Below are 18,024 nucleotides of genomic sequence, written 5' to 3' on the forward strand. Positions count from 1 at the left end.
CCCGCGAGGAGGCTGGGTGCCGGAATCAGCGGTAGTCGCGGAGCGTGGTTGGCCGCGTGTGTAGAGGGGCCGAGGAGGAGTGGTCCGGGTTTGGAGTGCTAGCGGGGGGCGTACCTGGAAGAGGCGGCCGCTGAGTCCTCGGGCTCCGCCGTCGATCAGATGCTCAACCATGCTCTCGAACGGTTCGGCGGGACCGGCCTGCACCTGGATGCGGGGGCCACGGGGGTGTGTACGGCATGCGGTGGCAGCCGCCGCGAGCACGGTCTCTTCGTCAAGCACGTGCGGAGGTTGAGCGACGAGGACGGCGTCAGCGCCCACGGACGTGTCGGCGCCATCGAGGTGAAGACCCACGCGCTCCCGCTGGCCAGCCACCCGGACGACCGGCCCAGCCCGCGTCGTGCGAGCACCGCCGCGCACGCCGTGCTGGTGCGCGCCCTGGTCGATTGGTCGGCGGCCCTACCCGTGCAGGTCCGGGCCCTGGAGGTTGCCGAGCGCACTGCGGCGGAAGAGACCGGCGAGGCAGGCGGCGCACTGGGCGTGCGGCTCACGGTGCGCGACCACGCCGACGTCGCTGCCGTGCGCGCCGAGGTGATCGTGCCTATCGAGCCGGACGGGTGGTCGGGCCTGCGCGGCCTGGGCATGGTGCCGACGGGCCACGACCTGGCGATGGGCGTGACCCGCCCATGACCCGGCCCGACACCATCCCCGCGCCGTGCTCACCACCGTCCCCCTGCCGATCGGCCCAGGCCGCTCAGTCACCTCCATCGCCAAACTCCTCGGCGTCTCCGTCGGCACCCTCTACAACCACATCCCCGACCTGCAACAACTACGCGCCGCCGGAGCCCAAGCCACCGCACTGTCTGCTGGCCACTAGCGCGCCCAAGCCCAGTCCAGCCGCACCCGTACGGCCAGTCACGATCACCGCGCCCGCCCGAACTGCTAACCGTGACTCTCCGCGCGGCTGATCCTCACAACCCGATACCGAGCTTGACCAACCGCCGACCAACCCATATCCGCCCGAATTTCGGCGAGTTCTACGGCAACCCCCTGATTCCCCAGAGTTCGCGCGGAACCGAAGGAACCTCAGCGAACCCAAAGGTGGCTTTGGCCCTTGGTGGGCGTCTTCGATCCTTGGGTTCGCGGTGAACTTCAGGGGCGTGGTAGGGCGCCGCCGGTTCGCCGGGCCCAAGGTACGCCCCCGGGAAGCGGCCGGGCGGTGCCGGGCCTCAGCGGGCCGGCACCGCCGCTTCTGGTCGCCGAAGGCGTCGGCACAGCTCACCACCCCCACGGCGCACGGTGGCCGCGGGCCTGGCCCGGGCCGCGGCCGGGCGCGTCGTCCCTCGACTTCACGACCGCAGGCGAAGACCTCGGCGACGATGAGGACCCTTCACGCTTCCCGAGGTTCGCTCATCCCGTGTCCTCACCTCGCAGGGCGGCGAGATGGGCCAGGCCACAGGCCAAAAGGGCAGCGGTTCGATCGGCCCGTGGATGCGGGAACCGCGGGGTTATTCCTCACCTCGCGGGCCTACCGTCGGGTCGCTGCCGGAGTGGGCGTCGGTGACTGCGGGTGGTTCCAGTCGATTTCCACGCGTTCGGGGTCGGAGGTCGCTTGGGTGCAGGCGAACTGGCGAGTGCCGGCACCGATGCGGCCAGCCTGGAGAGGGTCCAAGGGCGATCGCACATCGACGGTGACCGGTGTGACGCCTTGGCCATCGTCGGCCTGCCCGACGCGTGCCCGGATGGCGTACACCCGGTCTCCGTTGATCCTGGTGTGAGTGGCGTCGATGTCGAGCACCGTTGCCGTGCAGGCGACCACGGCCTCATGGTCGGCGATCGGGTCCAGATCCCCCGCCATGAGCAGGATCATCGTCCCGACGCCAACACTTCCACCACCGAAGAGGCAACCGAAGATCACAAAGAACCACCAGATGTCCTTGAAGTGACCCCGCAGATGCCCAATGCCCGCGACCAGCCCGGCGATGACAGCGGGCATCCCCAGGAGCACGAAGAGCAGACCGAACAAGATCACGAGCACATCCCAGGCAGTACGGCAGCCGCTGACGCCCGCGCCGGCCTGGCCGCCGCCGGCTGCGATCAGGTCGAGGTGATCTGCGGCGACGGTGCCGACGGCCATCCCGATCGCACACCCTACGACCGCATCACCGTCACAGCGAATGCCCCTTCGAGCAGTCATGAGTGATCATGTGGGCATGGATTCGGTACGGATCAGGCCTTTGACACCGGACGATCTGCCCGGTGCGGAGCGCGCTTCGGCGGTGACCTTCCTCGAAGCCGATCGCCTCAGCCGACGGTGGGACGAGCCCGAGCCGGAACCGCCCGACGCCGCGGCGTCGCGCCGCTGGATCGACACCATCGGCTACCTGCTGTCAGTGGACCCAGGTGGCTGCTGGGTGGCCGAAGACTCCGGCACCATCGTGGGCTTTGCGATCTCCCAGAACCGGGGAAGGGTGTGGTATCTGGCGACCTACGGCGTCCTGCCCGGCCAGCAAGGCAAGGGCATCGGCCGACGCCTGATGGACGCGGCGCTGGCGCATGCCGACGGACGTCCCGGCCTGTTCTCGGCGACCACGCATCCGGCCGCGACCCGCCGGTACCGGCTGGCCGGCTTCACCCTGCATCCACAGATGCGCATGGTCGGACGTGTCGACCGCTCCACCCTCCCCGCGATCAGCGGACTTCGCCAGGGACGACCCGAAGACCTGGAATGGATGGACCAGCTCGACGTGAGGTTGCGCGGCGCAGGCCACGGCCCCGATCACCTTCACATGCTGGAGGGCCTGCGCCTTGTCGTTTCCGACGCATCCGGCCGACGAGGGTACGTCTACATCGACCACGACCGTGACCGCCCCGCGCTTCTGGCCGCCGCAGACATCGCCACCGCCGAAACACTCTTGTGGGAGGCACTCGCCTCCACACGCGACCAGACATTGGTCAACTGCATCACCACCGCCAACCACTGGGCCGTGGACGTCGGCCTGGCCGCCCGACTCGACCTCGCCCAAGAGGGCTACCTGGCACTGCGCGGCATGGCAGAACCCACCCCTTACCTCGCCAGCGGCCACTATCTCTAGGCCGATCATTTCGACCACCGGGGTTGCTTGTTGCTTAGGTCTGACCTTGCGCATGCCCGTGGCGATCCGTTCCAGCACGGGTGTGGCTGGAAAAGGGTTGGACGGGGGGATGGTCGGGCTTGTAGCTTGCAACCGACCGTGACGCTGTCCGAGGAGGTGAGACCCATGAACGCTGTATCGATGTGGGTGCTCCTCCTTCCCATCACGGCCGGGCGATTGACGTAGGTGTCGCCGGGAGCGCCTCGCCAACAAGGCACTCCCGAAAGGCAACACCTATGCACTTCACTTCCGAGCCGTTGTCGAACGATTTCGACGTGGTCATTGCCGGGTGCGGGCCGACCGGTGCGATGCTGGCCGCTGAGCTGCGGCTGCACGGCGTGCGGGTCCTCGTTCTGGAGAAGGAGACCGAGCCCAAGTCGTTCGTCCGCATAGTCAGCCTGCATATTCGCAGTCTCGAACTGATGGCGATGCGCGGGCTGCTGGAGCGCATTCTCGAACGCGGACGGCGGCGTCCGGTCGGCGGTATCTTCGCCGCCATCGCCAAACCCGCGCCCGAAGGCCTGGATTCAGCGTACGCCTATCTGCTCGGCATCCCGCAGCCGGTCATCGATCAGCTTCTCGAAGAGCATGCGGTCGAACTGGGTGCGCAGGTCCGGCACGGTTGTGCGGTGGTCGACTTCGAGCAGGACGACGAGGGTGTGACCGTCGAACTCGCCGGCGGGGAACGGCTGCGTTCGCGCTATCTCGTCGGCTGCGACGGCGGGCGCAGTACGGTGCGCAAGCTGCTCGGCGTCGGATTCCCCGGCGAGCCCTCGCAGGCCGAGACGCTGATGGGCGAGATGGAAGTGGGCGTGCCGCAGGAGGAGATCGCCGCCAAGGTGGCGACCGGTCAGCGATTCTGGCTCAGGCCCTTCGGCAAGGGCATCTATAGCGTCGTAGTCCCCGCCGCGGGAGTCAGCGATCGCGCGCAAGCGCCCACTCTCGACGATTTCAAACAACAGTTGCGCACCATCGCCGGAACCGATTTCGGCGTGCACTCCCCGCGATGGTTGTCCCGCTTCGGAGATGCCACCCGGCTGGCCGAACGTTATCGGGTCGGACGGGTGCTGCTGGCCGGCGATGCGGCGCACATTCATCCACCCATCGGCGGACAGGGCCTCAACCTGGGCGTGCAGGACGCGTTCAACCTCGGCTGGAAACTGGCCGCACAGATCCGCGGCTGGGCGCCGGAAACTCTGCTCGACACTTACCAGGCCGAACGTCGGCCGGTCGCCGAGGACGTGCTGGACAACACCCGCGCCCAAACGGAACTGCTGTCCACCGAACCGGGCGCGCGGGCCGTGCGCAGGCTGCTCACCGAACTGATGGACTTCGACGAGGTGAACCGCCATCTGATCGAGAAGATCACCGCGATCGGCATCCGCTACGACTTCGGCGAAGGCCCCGACCTGCTCGGCCGCCGCCTGCCCGACCTCGGCGTGAAACAGGGCCGCCTCTACGGTCTGCTGCATCGCGGCCGCGGCCTGCTCCTGGACCGCACCGAACGCCTGACCGTCGACGGCTGGTCGGAACGGGTCGATTACCTCGCGGATTCCGCTGCGGAACTGGACGTTCCGTGCGTTCTGCTACGCCCCGACGGCCATGTCGCCTGGATCGGCGACGATCAGCAGGACCTGAACGACCACCTCTCCCGCTGGTTCGGCAATCCGAAAAACCGCGCGTCGCAGGTCAGCGAATAACGTCACTGCCTGAATCGTCCGGGGCGGCGATCAGGGCGAGTGCCGCTTCGAGAAGTGCGGAGTTCAGCGCGGGGAGCCGGTCGGGGGGTTCGGACAGCAGGAACGTCCACGCGAAGACGGGGCCGACCAGCAGGGCGTTGAGGACGGCCAGGTCGGGGCGGGTGGTGAGCTCGCCGCGTGCGACCGCGCGGTCCAGGATCTCGGTGAGGGTCCGGCGCTGGGCACCGAGGTACTTCGCGTCGAACCGTTCGAGCAGTGCGGGATCGGCGTGGATATCGGCCAGCAGGCCCGGAACCGTCCCCGGCGGTGGCGAGGCCATGCTGTCCGCGATCTCGGCGAGCACGGCGGCCAGGTCGGCGCGGAGTGATCCACGGTCAGGCGCCACGGCCAGGAACTGGCCCGGCACCAGGACGTCAAAGATCATCTCTTGCTTGGTGGCGTGCCGCCGGTAGATCGCCGCCTTGCCCACGCCGGCCCGCGCGGCCACCTCGCCCATCGTGAGCCGCGCGTAGCCGACCTCGGTCAGCAGGTCCAGCACGGCGGAGGCGATGGCGGCATCGACGCGACCGTCCCGGGGACGGCCTCCCTGGTTTCGGGCTTGCTTCGGAGCAGACATGCGTGCATCATACGGAACTACGAGTATCGAAACTGTTGGTTCCGTAACCGGAGGGATGACATGAACGACTTGCTGGCGACGAGATCGCCTGATCCGAGTGCGGTGGCGGCCCCACCGCGAATGTGGGCGCTATGGTCAGCCGCTGCTCTGGCGGCGACGGCCGCGATGCTGCACACGTTCGTGCAGGCCGATCCGACCATTGACGCGTTGATGGCCGGCGACGCCGACCCCGAGTCCCAGCAAGGGCTGCGGATGATGTGGCACGGGATGTCGGCGATCGCCTGGACCTATCCCGTCGTCCTTCTGCTGCTGCGGCACAGGCCGGCGACGGTGACCAGGCCGGTCCTCGGCTGCGTCGCGCTTCTGAACGGCTCGCAGGCGGTGCTGTTCGCGGCGACCGCGCTGTGGGTCGATGGCGCGTCCTGGCCGGCTTCGGTGCCGGAATGGGCGCTGCACGGTCCGGTGGCGGTCCTGGCCTGGCTCGCCCGGCCGTCGAACGGCCCGAAGCCGCGGGCTCGACGTACTCGCGGGCGGCTGGTGCTGCTGTGGTGCGCGTTGATGATCGCCGCGCTGAACGCGATCTTCCACACCGTCTCCGGAACCCTCCAGTCATGGCCGGACGCGCTGCTGGACAGCGACACCGCCTCCGGTCCCAAACTGACCCTCTATTCGATGTGGCTGTTCAGCTGCGTCGTGTTCTGCGCCATCCCGGTGACCATGGTGTGGTCTCGGCGGACGTCGGCGGCAGCGGCCCGCTTCCTCCTCAGATACCTCGCGGCGCTGGTGGCCGCCCTGGGCGTGTCGTGGGCCGGCGCGATCGCGTTCGGGCTCGGACCGGACCTGACACCGGTCGGACCGGTCTCCCTCGGCCTCCTGGCCACGCTCACCGCCCTGAGCGCACCCACCGCTGGAGGTGAATGACGGATGCGGATCCCGAACGCCGCCCACGCCGCACAGCCGTGGCGGATTCACGAGTTCATCCGCGACTTCCGGATCGAAGACGTGTGGTCGTTCCGTGCCCCCGGCGCCGGGCCCGACGACTTCCCCGTGATGCTCGACGCACTGAAGGCGGCCTATGACAGCCGGAAGGAGCCCGCCGCGACCCGGTTTCTGTTCGCGGTGCGCTGGAAGCTCGGCGCGCTGCTCGGCTGGGACGCCCCTCAGGCGGGCCTGGGCAGCCGGGTCAGCTCGCTGCGTGACCGCCTCCCACGCGACCTCGCGCAGACCGCGAACGACGCCACGCCTTGCAGCGACCCGTTCACCGATGTGTACCTGCTCGACAACGAGGCCGCCCGCGAATTGGCCAACAGGACCGTCCACACCATCATGCACCTGGGCTGGGTACCGACCGACGGCGGCGGATACGAACTGCGCATGGCGGCCCTCGTCAAAGCCAACGGACTGTTCGGACGGCTCTACATGGCCCTCATCGCACCGTTCCGCTACCTGATCATCTACCCGGCCCTGACCCGCCGATGGGAACGCGCCTGGCAAGACCGCACCCACCTGCTCACCAAGACGAACCCTGACTCCGCGAGCGGGAGACCGGGGCAGGGCTGAACGTGGTGAAGCACTGCGACCACCGGCGAGCCTGTCTCCCACCGCAAGGAGGAGCATGCTTCCGGCCGGTTCCGACAAGGCGCCCGGCCCTGCGCGCACCGCCGCGCACGCGACGCCCCGTCCTGACGTCGGGGTTGGCCGCGGCCCCGGGGTTGGGAACGTCACCCGGGCCGCGGGATCTATCCGATCTCCTTCTCAACGACGCCGGCCGCGTGCGGGATGTCGTCGACTCGCGCGAACGGCGGCCACACGTAGCAGCCGCCCTTCTGCCACACGAATCCGTCGCCGTTGACGCCGATCTCACGGCCACGGCCCAGCCGGACACGTGCCGCCCACATCCACGCACCGTCCTGCGACACATGCCGGCCACGCGATCGCAGCTCCGCCGCGAGCGCCTCGATTGCCAGGCTGCGGCGCAGGACCTCCGCACGCGACAGCATCAGTGAGCGGCGCCGAAGTAGAGCGCCTGCCACCACTCTTCGGCCAGCCTGTGCCACACCCGCGGCGTCTCGTGCAGCTCGGGGGCTCCCCGCATGACGTCCGTACGGCGGACTGCGAACGCGCCACCGATCAGCACGAACTCATAACTCACCGCACAGCACTGGAAGCAGGTCGAGTCCAGAACACGTGCCGGGTCGAACGCTCGATAGACCGGAAGCCAGTCCAGCTCCGCAGCGCCGGTGAGAGACCGCGGAAAGTGCATCGCCACGTGCCCCTGCAACTCCGCGCAAGGAATGTGCCGCTGGCCCGGTCGTAGCGCTCATCGCCGCTCAATCTCACCGAGCTTGGCACGCAGCTTCTCGGCCGTGTCGGCGTCGACCGCGGTCACGCTGTGCTCAACAAGCCGCCGGGTGGCCGGGTCATGTACGGGATAGCGGGTCGCCCACCACCGATCACGGTCGGTCGTGATGATCGACCAGCCGGGGGATTCTCCTCGTAGTCCCCGCTTGATCTCGTCTGTCGTCGCACTCACGACCACGGACGGTAAGAGTCTGTGACACGGACATGTTCACCAGCGTCAACTTGGCCTAGTGCGGGATGCCCATGCGGGCCGCCATGCCTCGTAGCTCGCGGCCGCCTGCCTCGGCACGGGCACGGCTCAGCAGGACCGCGACCGCGTCGCGCACGGACTTGTTGTTGCGAATCCACTGCGGCGCCGCCTTCTCGGCGCGCTGCAGCCACCGCACCGCCTCAGCGCGGTTGCCGCGGTCGCGCGCCAGCCCGCGGCCGACGTCTGCGAGGAATGCCGCGTGGCGCCCCGGCTTGCCGGTGAGCTTGTCCTCGTCGACCTGCTTGGCGAGCTCAAGCACCGCGCCGCCGTGTAGCCCGCATTCAACACCTACCGCGACGTCCCATACGCCGACGTTCGTAGCGGAGAACGACATCCAGTTTTCGTCAGGGGCGTCGTCCACGCGGTCGGCCAGGGCGCGCGCCTCGCCGAGCCATCCGGCCGCCGTATCACTGTCGTGCTGCACAGCCGCGGCGAGTGCGGCGGACAGGCTGAGCATCCCGAGCACCTGCCTGGAGTGCGGGTCACGGGCCGCTGGCTCAAGTGCCTCGGCGGCCTTCTCGGCGGCGGCGAGCGTGCGGTCCCATGAGCCGGCCCGGGGCATCGTGTGGATCCTGCAGAATGACGCCTCGCCGAGCTTGGCCGGGTCCTCAAGGATGGTCGCCGCCTCCATGGCCCGCATCGCCGCCAGGTGCGCCAGATCCGGGTAGCCGAGATCCTTGGCCGTGAACGTCGCGGCCGTGCACGCCTGTACGAGCGCTTCGAGTGCGACTCGGAACGCGGCCTCGTCAGCCGGCTCAGCGACGTGCCGGTGCAGCTCATCGAGCAACGCGGGGAGCGCTTCGCCGAGCTTGGCGTAGTCGCACGCCTGATGGAACGGCTCGACGCGTTCGACCTCGGCGACCAGTTCGGGTAGCGGCCGAGCCCGGTCCACGCCGGGCTCAGTGAGCGTGTTGGTTGCCAGCGCGCGCCGGATGGCGGGGACCGCGCCGTGCGGCTCGGACTGCACAGGGTCCTTGGTGAGGTGGGGGCCGCCGACGATGTCCGCTTCGGACACTCTCAGCGCTGAGGCCAGGGCAGCGATGTGCGAACGGCGGTCAAGCGCCCGCTTACCGTTCTCCACGTAAGACAGGAATCCCTTGCTGAGACCCGACAGTCCGGATACCTCTTCGAGGGTCATCCCGCGCCAACGGCGCAGGGTCTTGAGCCGGGCGCCGATAGTAATCTCATCGAACATTCGGCCTCGCACCTCACCCTAAGTAGGTCGCACTCCTCAGGCTACGGCGCGTGTGCGGTGCACGCAGTGACGAGCCTACGCATCCGCCCCTCCGACTGCCCCGCGAACGCCATACCATCCCCGGCGTGACGATCACACTGGTGCAAGCGCCGGTCGAAGTCCGGGAGATGGGCGGGAAGCTGCTCGGCGTCGCCAAGCTCGGTCCGGGTATCCGCGAGGGATCCGGCGCGACGATCGCGTCCGAGGTCGGCGGGCTGACCGTCCCGGCCCGGAAGACGTACCGGGTGATCGGGGCCGACAGGCCCGGTCACGGTGACCGGGGACGGCATAGGCCGCATCGAGTTGCGGCTGGGGTCCTGAACGAGACTCGCGCTCCGTTCCCTCGGTGTGAGGGTGGCGGATCGCTGTCTCAGCGTCGACCGAGCGCGAGCATGGATTCTGATGAATCGGGGGAGGCGTAGCGCATGGGCGAGTACGTACAAGTTCAGACCTCGATCCCCTCGCGCGAGAAGGGCCTGGAGATCGCTCGGTCGATCATCGACGCGCATCTCGGGGCCTGCGCTCAGGTCGTCGGACCCATGCTGAGCACCTACCGATGGAAGGGCGAGGTGCGGGTCGACGAGGAGTACCTCCTGTTGGTGAAGACGACCGCCGAGCGATACCCCGACCTGGAGGCGCACATCCGCGGGATGCACAGCTACAGCGTGGCCGAGATCATCTCCGTACCGATCAACTCGGGGTTGTCGTCGTACCTGCAATGGATGGACGAGGAGACGCAAGCTCCAGGCGGGTAGACCGGATGCCCTCCCTCAGTTCGTGGGATCGCGGGGAGCGCTGTTCGCTCAGCGCGGCGCCGAGCTCGGCGAGCCGGTTCATGGCGTAGGTCGCCTTGCTGATCTTGACTGCTTCGATGGATCGTTCGCCGAAGCGGACGCCCTCCTCGATGCCGCCGATCTCGACCAGGGCCAGCCCGATGCTGGCCAGCATGCGGCCGGTCTTCTTCTGCGCCGGATCGCTCGCGAGCAGTCCCGGCGCAAGGCGTACCGGGTGACGGCAGGCTGCGGTGACGGCAGGCCGCGGTGACGGTGCCCGGTAGCGGGATCGGCCGCGTCGAGTTGCGGCTGGGGTCCTGAACGAGACTGGCGCCCCGTTCCCTCGGTGTGAGGGTGGCGGGGCGCCGGTGCATCGCCGTTTCAGGGTACGCCCAAGGCCGATCGCCTACCGGGAAACCTCGATGCCGATCGCGAGCACGCCGAGCTTCTCCTTCTCCGGCGGGTAGATCTCGCGGATGACCTTGAGCAGCTCTTCACGGCTCTCGCCCAGGTCGCCACCGATCTCGCGCGGGTCTTCGCTGTCCAACATCGCCTCGAATGAGGGGTACTCCGTCACCCGCGTGACCCTCGTCATGAGCCGCTTGTCACCGGAGACGAACGCGAGGTCTTGCCCAGCGTGGATCTTCCGCATGCTCGTGTAGCCGACGCGCACCTCGACCGTCTTGACGCCTTCCTCGATCAGGTCCAGATACGGGCGCCGGATGTTCAGCTCGGACTTGCCGGTGTCGCTCATCGTCATCACCTCGCTTGGACGGCGTGTCGGTAGGTCTCCTGGAAGTCCCGGACGGCGGGCAGCTTCGCATGCCGCACCCCGAGAACCTGGTAGAGGTCTCCTGCCCGCGACCGGACCGAGTCCACCAGTCGGGGCGTCGCGAGCGCCTCCATGCCCAGGCCGGCCGCAGTGTCGGGCTCGCCGAGCTCGACGGCGGCAAGGGCGAGGTCGACGCGCGCGATCGCCTCTCGGCTGGGCGACCGTTGCGCCTCGGGCAAAGCCCGCTGCGCGTCGAGCGCGGCCTGAGCGTGCTTCTTGGCCTTCGCGAAGTCGCCGCGATCCGCGTCGCCGAGCCAGATGTACGCCGACGCCGGATACGACGTCATTGCGAGCGAGGCGAGGCCGCCCGTGTCCACGGTGAACCGCAGCGGCGCTCGCGCCGGAAGCCGGTCGTACAGGTCTTCCGCGTCGCCCAGCATGGCCTCACAACCCTCACGCTGCCTGAGCCGGGCGTGCGCGCGGGCGGCCTGCGCGCGTAGCCGTATCGCTAGCGGATGTCTCTGGGGCGCCTTCAGGATGCCTCGCTGGGCGGCGTGCAGCGCGACGGCGGGCCGGTCGGCGTAGATCGCGATCGACGCCATCGCGTCGGTGGCCCACGCGCACAGCTCATCGTGGCCGGCCTGGTCTGCGTGCTCGAAGGCGTCGATCGCCCACGCTTCGGCGGCGAGCGGGTCACCGAGGTCGTGAGCGAGCCAGGCCAGCGCCTCGGAAAGCCACGCGGCATAGACGTAGAGATCCCGCCCCTGCTTCAGGGTATGCGGCCCGTCGATCAACTCGGCGACGCGATGCCGGTAGGTGCGCGCCATGGAGAACAGATCCGTCGGCGCGTCCCGGCTGTAGAGGCCATCGAGCTCGGTCACGACTGCTTCGAGGTGGGAGAAGACCCCGGGGCCGAGCGCGGTGACGCCAGCGCGCCGGGTGAATTCCATCGCCTCGGCCGCAGCTTCGGGCAGCACCCGGCGCACTACCTCGGGAGCGATGGCGGCAACGCCCAGCTTCAGGGCATCACGGCGTTTCGTCGGCCCAGACCCTTCGAGCGAACCTGTCAGAGCCTCATCGCCAGCATCGGCAGAAGCGTTGGCCAGAGCCGTGGAGGTGACGTTTCCCACCAGCGGCGACGCCTCGCCCGGGCCGAACAACTCGGCCTCGCTCTTGCCCGTGACTCGGACATAGAGCGGCCGGTAGATCGGGCCTGGCACGTGGGTGCCGCGTTCCCATTGCTTGATCATGTCGGCGAGGCTTTCGACGCTGGGCAGCCTTGCCGCGTCCGGGCCGGCCGCGTGGCGTAGGAGGATGGCCCACTTCTCCCGCGAGCGGCGGGGAGGTGCCTCCCGCTCGGCGCGTAGACGCGCACCGATGGCTTGTTTGTCGGCGGTGGTCATTTGCGATGCACCCTTCGCCGTGCCCGTCAAGGGGAGGCATCCCCTCCCCCCACCTCCCCATCCTCCCGCTAGTTCTGTGAGCTGCGCCACGAATTCACTTGCAGTGACCGAATCACCACCCGCATCGCAACGGAGACGGTCACGGTGACCCCGACGAACAACGACACGCAGCAGACCAAGGCTGCCCTCCGCAAGGAGTTCCCCGGATGGTCGATCATCACGACGAATCGCGACCGCTGGTGGGCGACCCGCAACCCCGAACGCGACCCCAAGGTCCGGTGGCTGGTCGATCACAGCGTGACCGCGGTCGACGCCGACACTGCCGAGGAACTCCGCGCCAAGCTCGGTGAGGTGAACCGGTGAGTAACAGCGGCCCCCACTTCCCCGAGGGCGTCCGGGAGGACGAGGCAGCCCGGCAGCTCGCCACGGCGGCGGAGGCGCCGAAGGCGACGCCGTTGACGATGCTGCCCGTCGTACTCGGGGCGTTCGAGGAAGCCGGCAAAGAGCGGCTCCATGCCCGCATCGTGGACCTGGTGCTGTCGTTCGTCCAGGACGAGGCCGAGACCAAGCTTGGCGGCGAGCCGGAGATGGACGCGACGGCGGCGCTGAGGCGTGCGTTGTCGAGGGTGCGGCCGATGTTTGCCCGGCATCTGGGCCGTCAGGGGTATCTGCTGGGCACCGCCGATGAGGTGAGCCGGGATGCCGAACGACGGGTGCATCGGATTGCGGCGTCGGGGCCGCACGGCCCGGACGCGACGTGATGCTGCCGGAGATCGCGCGGCGCCGGGCGGCGGTCGAGGCGCTGGCGGCCGAGCTGGAGGGCCGTGGCTGGCACACCGAGGGCCGCGGGGTGCAGATGTGGGTGTGCGCGGTGCCGTTGGGGCCTGGGCGTGAGGTTGGCGCCTATTGGGATCGGTTCGTGTGGCGCCGTGGGTCCTACGTCGGGGCGGACATCGCCCCAGTGGACGACATGGTGGCCGCCGCCGACCTGATCTGCCAGCAGCTTCCCAGCCCCCAGACGCAGGAAGGGAAACCTTGTGGTCGATCGTGTGAACGTTGACCGGGACCAGGTCCGCGCGGAGTGCGAGGCGTTGATTATGGCGGGTGTGTCCGGGGCGGTCGAGGGGCCGCTCCGCTACTTCGAGCGGGTGAAGGTCGCGCCTGGGTGGGCGGTGGCCGGGCCGGTGATGGCCGAGGTGTTCGCGGACGCTATCCAGCGGGACGCCGTCGCGGCGGGCGTGGTCATCGCAGGTGTGGCGGACGTGGGGCGGCTCGCGCCGTCGGAGCGGCACGGGTACGCGCGTCTGATGGCCCTGGGGATCCCGGCTGGCACCCGGGTCAAGGGCCGCCGGATCCATCGCGCCATGCTGCGCCATGCCCGCACGTACGTCAAAGCGCGGGCACGCGGCAGCCACGACGAAGCCGGCGCCATCCTTAGCCGGATGGGCGAGGAGCAGCTCGGGCAGCTGGTGTTCATGCTGTGGGCGACCGCTTTACAAGCCCGGCGCGCCGCGCTGACGGACATGAGGTAAGGCTCCCGCGGCCCCTGGTGAAGTTCCCCACCCCGGGCCGCGGCCCACCCGTGAGGAGGACCGGGGCAGCGGGAAGATCCGGCCGGGCGGCGGATAATCGTCGCCGGTGCCTTCGGCGATCCGCTTTTCGGGGTTCGGAGTGAATCGGCCCGTCTTTAACGAAGCTGCCAGGAAGTACACGCGATCGCGTTGATGCTGGTCAGCGCTTGTCGGGCGGGATTGATCTGTCGGGTGCAGCGTTAGGAGGGCTGCGCCGGAAGCAGGTACTGCTGCGCGGTCGCGGAGATCTCCGCCAGGGCCAGACTCGACGGGGTCAAGCCAGCGGCCGACCGTTCCAGCGCCACGGCCACCAATACCCCCGCCCGGCGTACGGCATCCAGCCCCTCCACACTCGATCGTCACAACGAGAGCAACCAGGTCATTAGGACGCAGCATCCACCGCCGGTGTTCCGGCAGCCCGGCCGTGAGGGGATCTCCCTTGTAAGCGTGATGGCCGCCCCGCTTGGGGGTCGGCACGTTGGGTGTCGTGGTCGATCGTGGGGTCTTGCCGGGGCTTGGGGTGGCTGTGGCCGGATGGGGTCAGCGGATCGGGGTGGGAACCATCGGTGGCGCGATCGTCGTCAGATGATCAAACCCTGTTCCGGGGTGGCCGCTGCGGTGTGGGGAGTTGCGCGCGTTGGCTGTGCCGTTGTTGCCCGGTGATCCCGTGCAGTTGGGCCCGTACTGGCTGGCGGGGCGGCTGGGCGCCGGCGGGCAGGGCGTGGTCTATGAAGGCTATGACGCGCAGGGCGCCCGGGTCGCGGTCAAGGCGCTGCACGCCGAATTCGTCGGTGACGGGCATCGGGAGATGCTGCGCCGTGAGGTGCGGGCGCTGGGTCAGGTGGCGTCGTTCTGCACGGCCAAGGTGCTCGGTGCCGATCTGGACGGCCGGGTGCCGTATGTGGTCAGCGAATACGTGCCGGGCAGGGATCTGGCCGCCGCCGTAGCCGCGAATGGACCCTGCGGGCCGGACGGGCTGCTGCGGCTGGCGATCGGCATGGCGACGGCGCTGTCGGCGATCCACCGCGCCGGGGTGGTGCACCGTGACCTCAAGCCGGCCAACGTGCTGCTGGGCCCGGACGGGCCTCGCGTGATCGATTTCGGGATCGCGCGGATGGAGGAGATGTCGCGCAGCGTGTCGGGGGCGCTGAAGGGCACGCCTCGCTGGATGGCGCCGGAGGTGTTCGGCGGGCGCCGGGCCGGGCCGCAGGTCGACATCTGGGCGTGGGGCGCGGTGGTGCTGTTCGCCGCCACCGGCCGGCCGCCGTTCGCGGGTGACAGCCTGCCGGAGGTGATGCACCAGGTCACCCACCATGAGCCGGACACCGGCCCGTTGGACGAGCCGTTGCGTTCGCTGGTGCGGGCCGCGCTGGCCAAGGACCCGGGGGGACGTCCGTCGGCCCGCGATCTGCTGCTCGGGCTGATCGGAGGCGAGGATCTGGGGGACGGACGGCGGGCGGCGGCCGAGATCGAGGCCGAGCCCGCCGCCGAGGTGTCGCTGGCCGAGCTCGCCGAGGATGCCTACGGGCGCCTGCCGGAGGCGGCGCGGCCGGCGGTGCCCGGAGTCATGCTGCGCATGGTCGCGCCTGGGCAGGACGCGGACGAGACTCTGCGGCGCGCCCGCGTGGGAGAGCTGGCCAGCGACGAGAGCGGTCGCCAGGGCGGCGGCGAGAACGGCGGCGAGCCGTTCGACCTGATCCTGCGGGAGTTCACCGCGGCCGGGGTGCTGGTGCGCGACGGGGACGAGCTCGCGATCGCCAATGCGGCGTTGCTGCGGGCCTGGCCGCGGCTGCGTGAGTGGGTGCAGGCCGAACGCCCTGGCCTGTCCGCGCAGGTGGCGTTGGCGGACGCGGCCCGGTTCTGGGACGAGCACGGCCGCAGGCGCGGCGATCTGTTGCAGGGCACGGCGCTGGAGCGCGCCCGGGATTGGGCCGCCGCCGGTCGCCGGCTGCTGGTGCTCAATCCCGTGGAACGCCAGTTCCTTCAGGCGGCCTCCGCCCTCGTCACCCGGCGCGCCCGGGCCCGCGCGCTGCTGAGCGCCCTCCTGGCCGTGCTGCTGATCGTCGCGATCGGCGCCGTGGTCATCACCCTCCAGCAGAGCCGCCGCCTCACCGAGCAGCGCGACGCGGCCGTCTCGGCGCGGCTGGCGACGCTGGTCAACGACCTGCGCCGCGCCGATCCGCGGCTCGCGCGCCAGCTCGCCATCGCGGCGATGCGGCTCGGCGACCCCGTCGAGGCCCGCTCCGCGCTGCTGACCGTGGCCCATCAGTGGGAGGACGATCTGACTCCCATTCCCGGCTTCGAGAAGGGCGCCCCTGAGACCTTCGCCGCCGACAGGTCGGTTCGGCTGCTCGCCTACGCCAAGAAGGGGGAGGCGACGGTCACGGTCGTGGACCTGGACAAGCGGACGGTCGTCAGCACCTACACGGCACCCGCCGCGGTCGTCTCGGTGGCCATGTCCCCGGACGGCAGCACCGTGCTGGCCCGCACCGCGAACAACAGCGCGCACGTGCTCGACAGCAGGACGGGAACGCCGCGCTTCGCGCACCAGTACTGCAAGTGCGGCGAATACTGGTCGCTGACCGAGCGCGGAGACCACATCGTCATCAAGGACGACGGCTATCTGGCGAGCAAGTCCGTGCGCGTCCTGGACGCCCGCACCAATCGGTGGATCTTCCGCAAGGAGGCCGTCGCCAGATTCGGTTTCTGGCTGTCACCTGACCTGCGTTGGGCGGCGCTCACCGATGGCGGCCGGGACGGACGCCTGACCTGGACCGACCTGCGGACCCGCAAGACCGTGCCCGGACCGACGTTCGGCCTCACCGACCGCGAAAGGCTGGACAACGTCGTCTTCAGCCCGGACGGCCGCACCATCGCGGCAGCCGTGGGCCGCAAGGCCGGGGGCGGCGAACTGCGGACGGCCAAGGCGGACTTCGGTTCGGAGTCCAGTGCCTACGGCGAGCTGGGAGAGGTCGATCCCTCCGGCTTTGTGCACTTCAGTTCAGACGGCAGCCTGGTGGCCTCCAGACGCAACGTCTGGTCCGTCCAGAGCAGACGGCCGGTCATGGAGTATTCGACGAGCACCGCGGACTGCGAATACGGCAACTTCGGCTTCGGTCCCGGTGACACGAGCCTGCGCTGCCTGTCCAGGCCCGGCATGGTCCGTTCGCTCGACATCAGCGCGTTCACCCGAGCGAGTTTCAACATCGACCGCGCGGTGGGATCGGCCCTGTTCACCGCCGACGGGCAGACCCTCGCGGTCACCACCGGCGCCGGCGGCGCCAGCACGCGGGCGGTCGAACTCTGGGACGTGCGACGCCAGGCTCGACGCTCCGCCGGCATCGAGATACCGGCCCACGGCCGCTTCAACCCCGGGATTCTGGCACTGAGCAACGACGCGCGACACCTGGTGACCCGCGGCGCGGACGGCGTGCTCCAACTCTGGGACACCGGCACCGGCTCCAAAGTCATGGACCAACCAGGCAAGACCGCGGACCTGGCGGCCATCGCTCCCGACAACCGGCATCTGGTGTTCCAGGTTGGAGAGCCCTCCGGTGCGCGGAGCATCCAGCACTGGCGGCTGCGGCCGCTCGGGCTCATCAAGGAGATCAGGCTGCCGAAGCCGAGCCGCCTCAACACCCAGGAGCTGACGGGACTGTTCTTCCACCCGAACGGCCGCTCGGTGGTCTCCGACCATTACGGTGTGATCGAATGGCCGTCCGGGCGGTTCCTGGCACGGCGGACCACGCCCGGTTTCAGCGTCGTAGGGGTGACCGGGGACGGTACCCAGACGATCATCGATGACGGCGTCGACCTCGGCTTCTGGAGCCTGCCGTCCTGGCGGCCCGCCGGACGCGACCTGCCGACCGGAGACCACGTGACCCAGCGGCCCCTGGTGGCCGTCCGCGGCGACCTGATCGCAACCGCGGTGCCCAACGGCGGGCGCTATCCCCGGATTCGGCTCTGGGATCTCGATCGCAAGCACCCTCTGGTGCCGCTTCCCGGACACGACGGCGAGATCCTCGCCATGGCGTTCACCCCTGACGGCGAGAGCCTGGTCAGCGTGGACAGCCGCGGCAAGGTCCTCAGCCACACCGTGGCCACCCGGCGCGTCATCGCCGAACTGTGCGCCCGGTCGGGCCAGCTCAGCCGCCGGGACTGGGCCACCCACATCCCCGAGGCCCCTCACCAAAACAGCTGCTGACCCCCTCCC

At 69.5% G+C, this 18,024-nt stretch carries 23 protein-coding genes; 14 read left to right on the forward strand and 9 right to left on the reverse strand.

Going from position 1 to position 18,024, the window contains the following annotated elements:
- The first annotated feature begins 159 nt into the window (after positions 1-159).
- Positions 160-687, forward strand: coding sequence for a hypothetical protein (locus ABD333_RS43250; protein ID WP_344548485.1), 528 nt, complete (start codon positions 160-162; stop codon positions 685-687).
- A 25-nt stretch (positions 688-712) separates the two neighbouring features.
- Positions 713-874 (forward strand): hypothetical protein, encoded by a 162-nt coding sequence (locus ABD333_RS43255; RefSeq protein ID WP_344548486.1) that lies wholly within the window; start codon positions 713-715, stop codon positions 872-874.
- Positions 875-1,525: 651 nt separating this feature from the next.
- Here the strand turns inward: ABD333_RS43255 and ABD333_RS43260 are convergent.
- Positions 1,526-2,134 (reverse strand): hypothetical protein, encoded by a 609-nt coding sequence (locus ABD333_RS43260; RefSeq protein ID WP_344548487.1) that lies wholly within the window; start codon positions 2,132-2,134, stop codon positions 1,526-1,528.
- On the opposite strand from ABD333_RS43260, the gene ABD333_RS47730 reads away from it, so the two are divergent.
- The 3 genes from ABD333_RS47730 (at position 2,105) to rox (ending at position 4,831) form a co-directional block, all read left to right on the forward strand.
- A complete protein-coding gene (locus ABD333_RS47730) occupies positions 2,105-2,200 on the forward strand; it encodes a hypothetical protein (protein WP_410556348.1) in 96 nt (31 codons plus the stop codon). The genes ABD333_RS43260 and ABD333_RS47730 overlap by 30 nt on opposite strands.
- Positions 2,201-2,210: 10 nt before the next feature.
- Positions 2,211-3,092, forward strand: coding sequence for a GNAT family N-acetyltransferase (locus tag ABD333_RS43265; RefSeq protein WP_425546965.1), 882 nt, complete (start codon positions 2,211-2,213; stop codon positions 3,090-3,092).
- 275 nt (positions 3,093-3,367) lie between these two features.
- The gene (rox, locus tag ABD333_RS43270; RefSeq protein ID WP_344548490.1) at positions 3,368-4,831 is read left to right on the forward strand and encodes a rifampin monooxygenase; all 1,464 of its coding nucleotides are present in this window, start codon (positions 3,368-3,370) and stop codon (positions 4,829-4,831) included.
- Here the strand turns inward: rox and ABD333_RS43275 are convergent.
- On the reverse strand, positions 4,821-5,447 hold the full coding sequence (locus ABD333_RS43275) for a TetR/AcrR family transcriptional regulator (protein ID WP_344548491.1): 627 nt from the start codon (positions 5,445-5,447) through the stop codon (positions 4,821-4,823). The two genes, rox and ABD333_RS43275, sit on opposite strands and share 11 nt — an antisense overlap.
- A gap of 60 nt (positions 5,448-5,507) precedes the next feature.
- Between ABD333_RS43275 and ABD333_RS43280 the strand changes: the two genes are divergently transcribed.
- The gene (locus ABD333_RS43280) at positions 5,508-6,368 is read left to right on the forward strand and encodes a hypothetical protein (RefSeq protein WP_344548492.1); all 861 of its coding nucleotides are present in this window, start codon (positions 5,508-5,510) and stop codon (positions 6,366-6,368) included.
- 3 nt (positions 6,369-6,371) lie between these two features.
- Positions 6,372-7,007 carry a DUF2867 domain-containing protein gene (locus ABD333_RS43285; RefSeq protein ID WP_344548493.1) on the forward strand — a complete coding sequence of 212 codons (636 nt, stop codon included), beginning with the start codon at positions 6,372-6,374 and terminating at the stop codon, positions 7,005-7,007.
- A gap of 179 nt (positions 7,008-7,186) precedes the next feature.
- Here ABD333_RS43285 and ABD333_RS43290 read toward each other — a convergent pair whose 3' ends face one another.
- From ABD333_RS43290 to ABD333_RS43305, 4 genes are all read right to left on the reverse strand, one after another.
- Positions 7,187-7,447: a hypothetical protein gene (locus ABD333_RS43290; protein ID WP_344548494.1), complete on the reverse strand. Its 261-nt coding sequence runs from the start codon at positions 7,445-7,447 to the stop codon at positions 7,187-7,189.
- The gene (locus ABD333_RS43295; protein ID WP_344548495.1) at positions 7,447-7,599 is read right to left on the reverse strand and encodes a hypothetical protein; all 153 of its coding nucleotides are present in this window, start codon (positions 7,597-7,599) and stop codon (positions 7,447-7,449) included. Before ABD333_RS43295 ends, ABD333_RS43290 begins: the two co-directional genes overlap by 1 nt.
- A gap of 168 nt (positions 7,600-7,767) precedes the next feature.
- On the reverse strand, positions 7,768-7,980 hold the full coding sequence (locus tag ABD333_RS43300) for a hypothetical protein (protein WP_344548496.1): 213 nt from the start codon (positions 7,978-7,980) through the stop codon (positions 7,768-7,770).
- A 55-nt stretch (positions 7,981-8,035) separates the two neighbouring features.
- On the reverse strand, positions 8,036-9,253 hold the full coding sequence (locus ABD333_RS43305) for a helix-turn-helix domain-containing protein (RefSeq protein WP_344548497.1): 1,218 nt from the start codon (positions 9,251-9,253) through the stop codon (positions 8,036-8,038).
- Between the two features lie 464 nt (positions 9,254-9,717).
- Between ABD333_RS43305 and cutA the strand changes: the two genes are divergently transcribed.
- Positions 9,718-10,047, forward strand: coding sequence for a divalent-cation tolerance protein CutA (gene cutA / locus ABD333_RS43310; RefSeq protein WP_344548498.1), 330 nt, complete (start codon positions 9,718-9,720; stop codon positions 10,045-10,047).
- Between the two features lie 22 nt (positions 10,048-10,069).
- Positions 10,070-10,336, forward strand: a complete 267-nt coding sequence (locus ABD333_RS43315; protein ID WP_344548499.1) for a hypothetical protein — start codon at positions 10,070-10,072, stop codon at positions 10,334-10,336.
- Positions 10,337-10,471: 135 nt separating this feature from the next.
- On the opposite strand, the gene ABD333_RS43320 is transcribed toward ABD333_RS43315, so the two are convergent.
- Positions 10,472-10,819 (reverse strand): ASCH domain-containing protein, encoded by a 348-nt coding sequence (locus tag ABD333_RS43320; RefSeq protein ID WP_344548500.1) that lies wholly within the window; start codon positions 10,817-10,819, stop codon positions 10,472-10,474.
- A gap of 5 nt (positions 10,820-10,824) precedes the next feature.
- Entirely contained in the window at positions 10,825-12,240 is a 1,416-nt protein-coding gene (locus ABD333_RS43325) for an NsdA family TPR-like regulatory protein (RefSeq protein WP_344548501.1), read from the reverse strand.
- 144 nt (positions 12,241-12,384) lie between these two features.
- Between ABD333_RS43325 and ABD333_RS43330 the strand changes: the two genes are divergently transcribed.
- From ABD333_RS43330 to ABD333_RS43345, 4 genes are read left to right on the forward strand one after another with little or no spacing between them, the layout of a single operon-like run.
- Positions 12,385-12,603: a hypothetical protein gene (locus ABD333_RS43330; protein WP_344548502.1), complete on the forward strand. Its 219-nt coding sequence runs from the start codon at positions 12,385-12,387 to the stop codon at positions 12,601-12,603.
- Positions 12,600-13,001 (forward strand): hypothetical protein, encoded by a 402-nt coding sequence (locus tag ABD333_RS43335; protein WP_344548503.1) that lies wholly within the window; start codon positions 12,600-12,602, stop codon positions 12,999-13,001. Before ABD333_RS43330 ends, ABD333_RS43335 begins: the two co-directional genes overlap by 4 nt.
- Positions 12,998-13,300: a hypothetical protein gene (locus ABD333_RS43340; protein WP_344548504.1), complete on the forward strand. Its 303-nt coding sequence runs from the start codon at positions 12,998-13,000 to the stop codon at positions 13,298-13,300. The genes ABD333_RS43335 and ABD333_RS43340 overlap by 4 nt, the downstream gene beginning before the upstream one ends.
- Complete coding sequence (locus ABD333_RS43345; RefSeq protein WP_344548505.1) at positions 13,290-13,772, forward strand: hypothetical protein; 483 nt, start codon at positions 13,290-13,292, stop codon at positions 13,770-13,772. The genes ABD333_RS43340 and ABD333_RS43345 overlap by 11 nt, the downstream gene beginning before the upstream one ends.
- Before the next feature lie 239 nt (positions 13,773-14,011).
- Here ABD333_RS43345 and ABD333_RS43350 read toward each other — a convergent pair whose 3' ends face one another.
- Positions 14,012-14,161 carry a hypothetical protein gene (locus ABD333_RS43350; protein ID WP_344548506.1) on the reverse strand — a complete coding sequence of 50 codons (150 nt, stop codon included), beginning with the start codon at positions 14,159-14,161 and terminating at the stop codon, positions 14,012-14,014.
- A gap of 293 nt (positions 14,162-14,454) precedes the next feature.
- Here ABD333_RS43350 and ABD333_RS43355 point away from each other — a divergent pair, with 293 nt between their 5' ends.
- Positions 14,455-18,015, forward strand: coding sequence for a WD40 repeat domain-containing serine/threonine protein kinase (locus ABD333_RS43355; protein ID WP_344548523.1), 3,561 nt, complete (start codon positions 14,455-14,457; stop codon positions 18,013-18,015).
- Positions 18,016-18,024 lie beyond the last annotated feature (9 nt).

The organism is Actinomadura fulvescens, from assembly GCF_039533225.1.
Classification (GTDB): domain Bacteria; phylum Actinomycetota; class Actinomycetes; order Streptosporangiales; family Streptosporangiaceae; genus Spirillospora; species Spirillospora fulvescens.

Bases quoted from the DNA above. Each gene is read 5' to 3' on its own strand.
- ABD333_RS43250 (WP_344548485.1), top strand. From the start codon at position 160: ATGCTCAACCATGCTCTCGAACGGTTCGGCGGGACCGGCCTGCACCTG.
- ABD333_RS43260 (WP_344548487.1), bottom strand. From the start codon at position 2,134: ATGGCCGTCGGCACCGTCGCCGCAGATCACCTCGACCTGATCGCAGCC.
- ABD333_RS43265 (WP_425546965.1), top strand. From the start codon at position 2,211: ATGGATTCGGTACGGATCAGGCCTTTGACACCGGACGATCTGCCCGGT.
- rox (WP_344548490.1), top strand. From the start codon at position 3,368: ATGCACTTCACTTCCGAGCCGTTGTCGAACGATTTCGACGTGGTCATT.
- ABD333_RS43275 (WP_344548491.1), bottom strand. From the start codon at position 5,447: ATGTCTGCTCCGAAGCAAGCCCGAAACCAGGGAGGCCGTCCCCGGGAC.
- ABD333_RS43280 (WP_344548492.1), top strand. From the start codon at position 5,508: ATGAACGACTTGCTGGCGACGAGATCGCCTGATCCGAGTGCGGTGGCG.
- ABD333_RS43285 (WP_344548493.1), top strand. From the start codon at position 6,372: ATGCGGATCCCGAACGCCGCCCACGCCGCACAGCCGTGGCGGATTCAC.
- ABD333_RS43290 (WP_344548494.1), bottom strand. From the start codon at position 7,447: ATGCTGTCGCGTGCGGAGGTCCTGCGCCGCAGCCTGGCAATCGAGGCG.
- ABD333_RS43305 (WP_344548497.1), bottom strand. From the start codon at position 9,253: ATGTTCGATGAGATTACTATCGGCGCCCGGCTCAAGACCCTGCGCCGT.
- cutA (WP_344548498.1), top strand. From the start codon at position 9,718: ATGGGCGAGTACGTACAAGTTCAGACCTCGATCCCCTCGCGCGAGAAG.
- ABD333_RS43320 (WP_344548500.1), bottom strand. From the start codon at position 10,819: ATGAGCGACACCGGCAAGTCCGAGCTGAACATCCGGCGCCCGTATCTG.
- ABD333_RS43325 (WP_344548501.1), bottom strand. From the start codon at position 12,240: ATGACCACCGCCGACAAACAAGCCATCGGTGCGCGTCTACGCGCCGAG.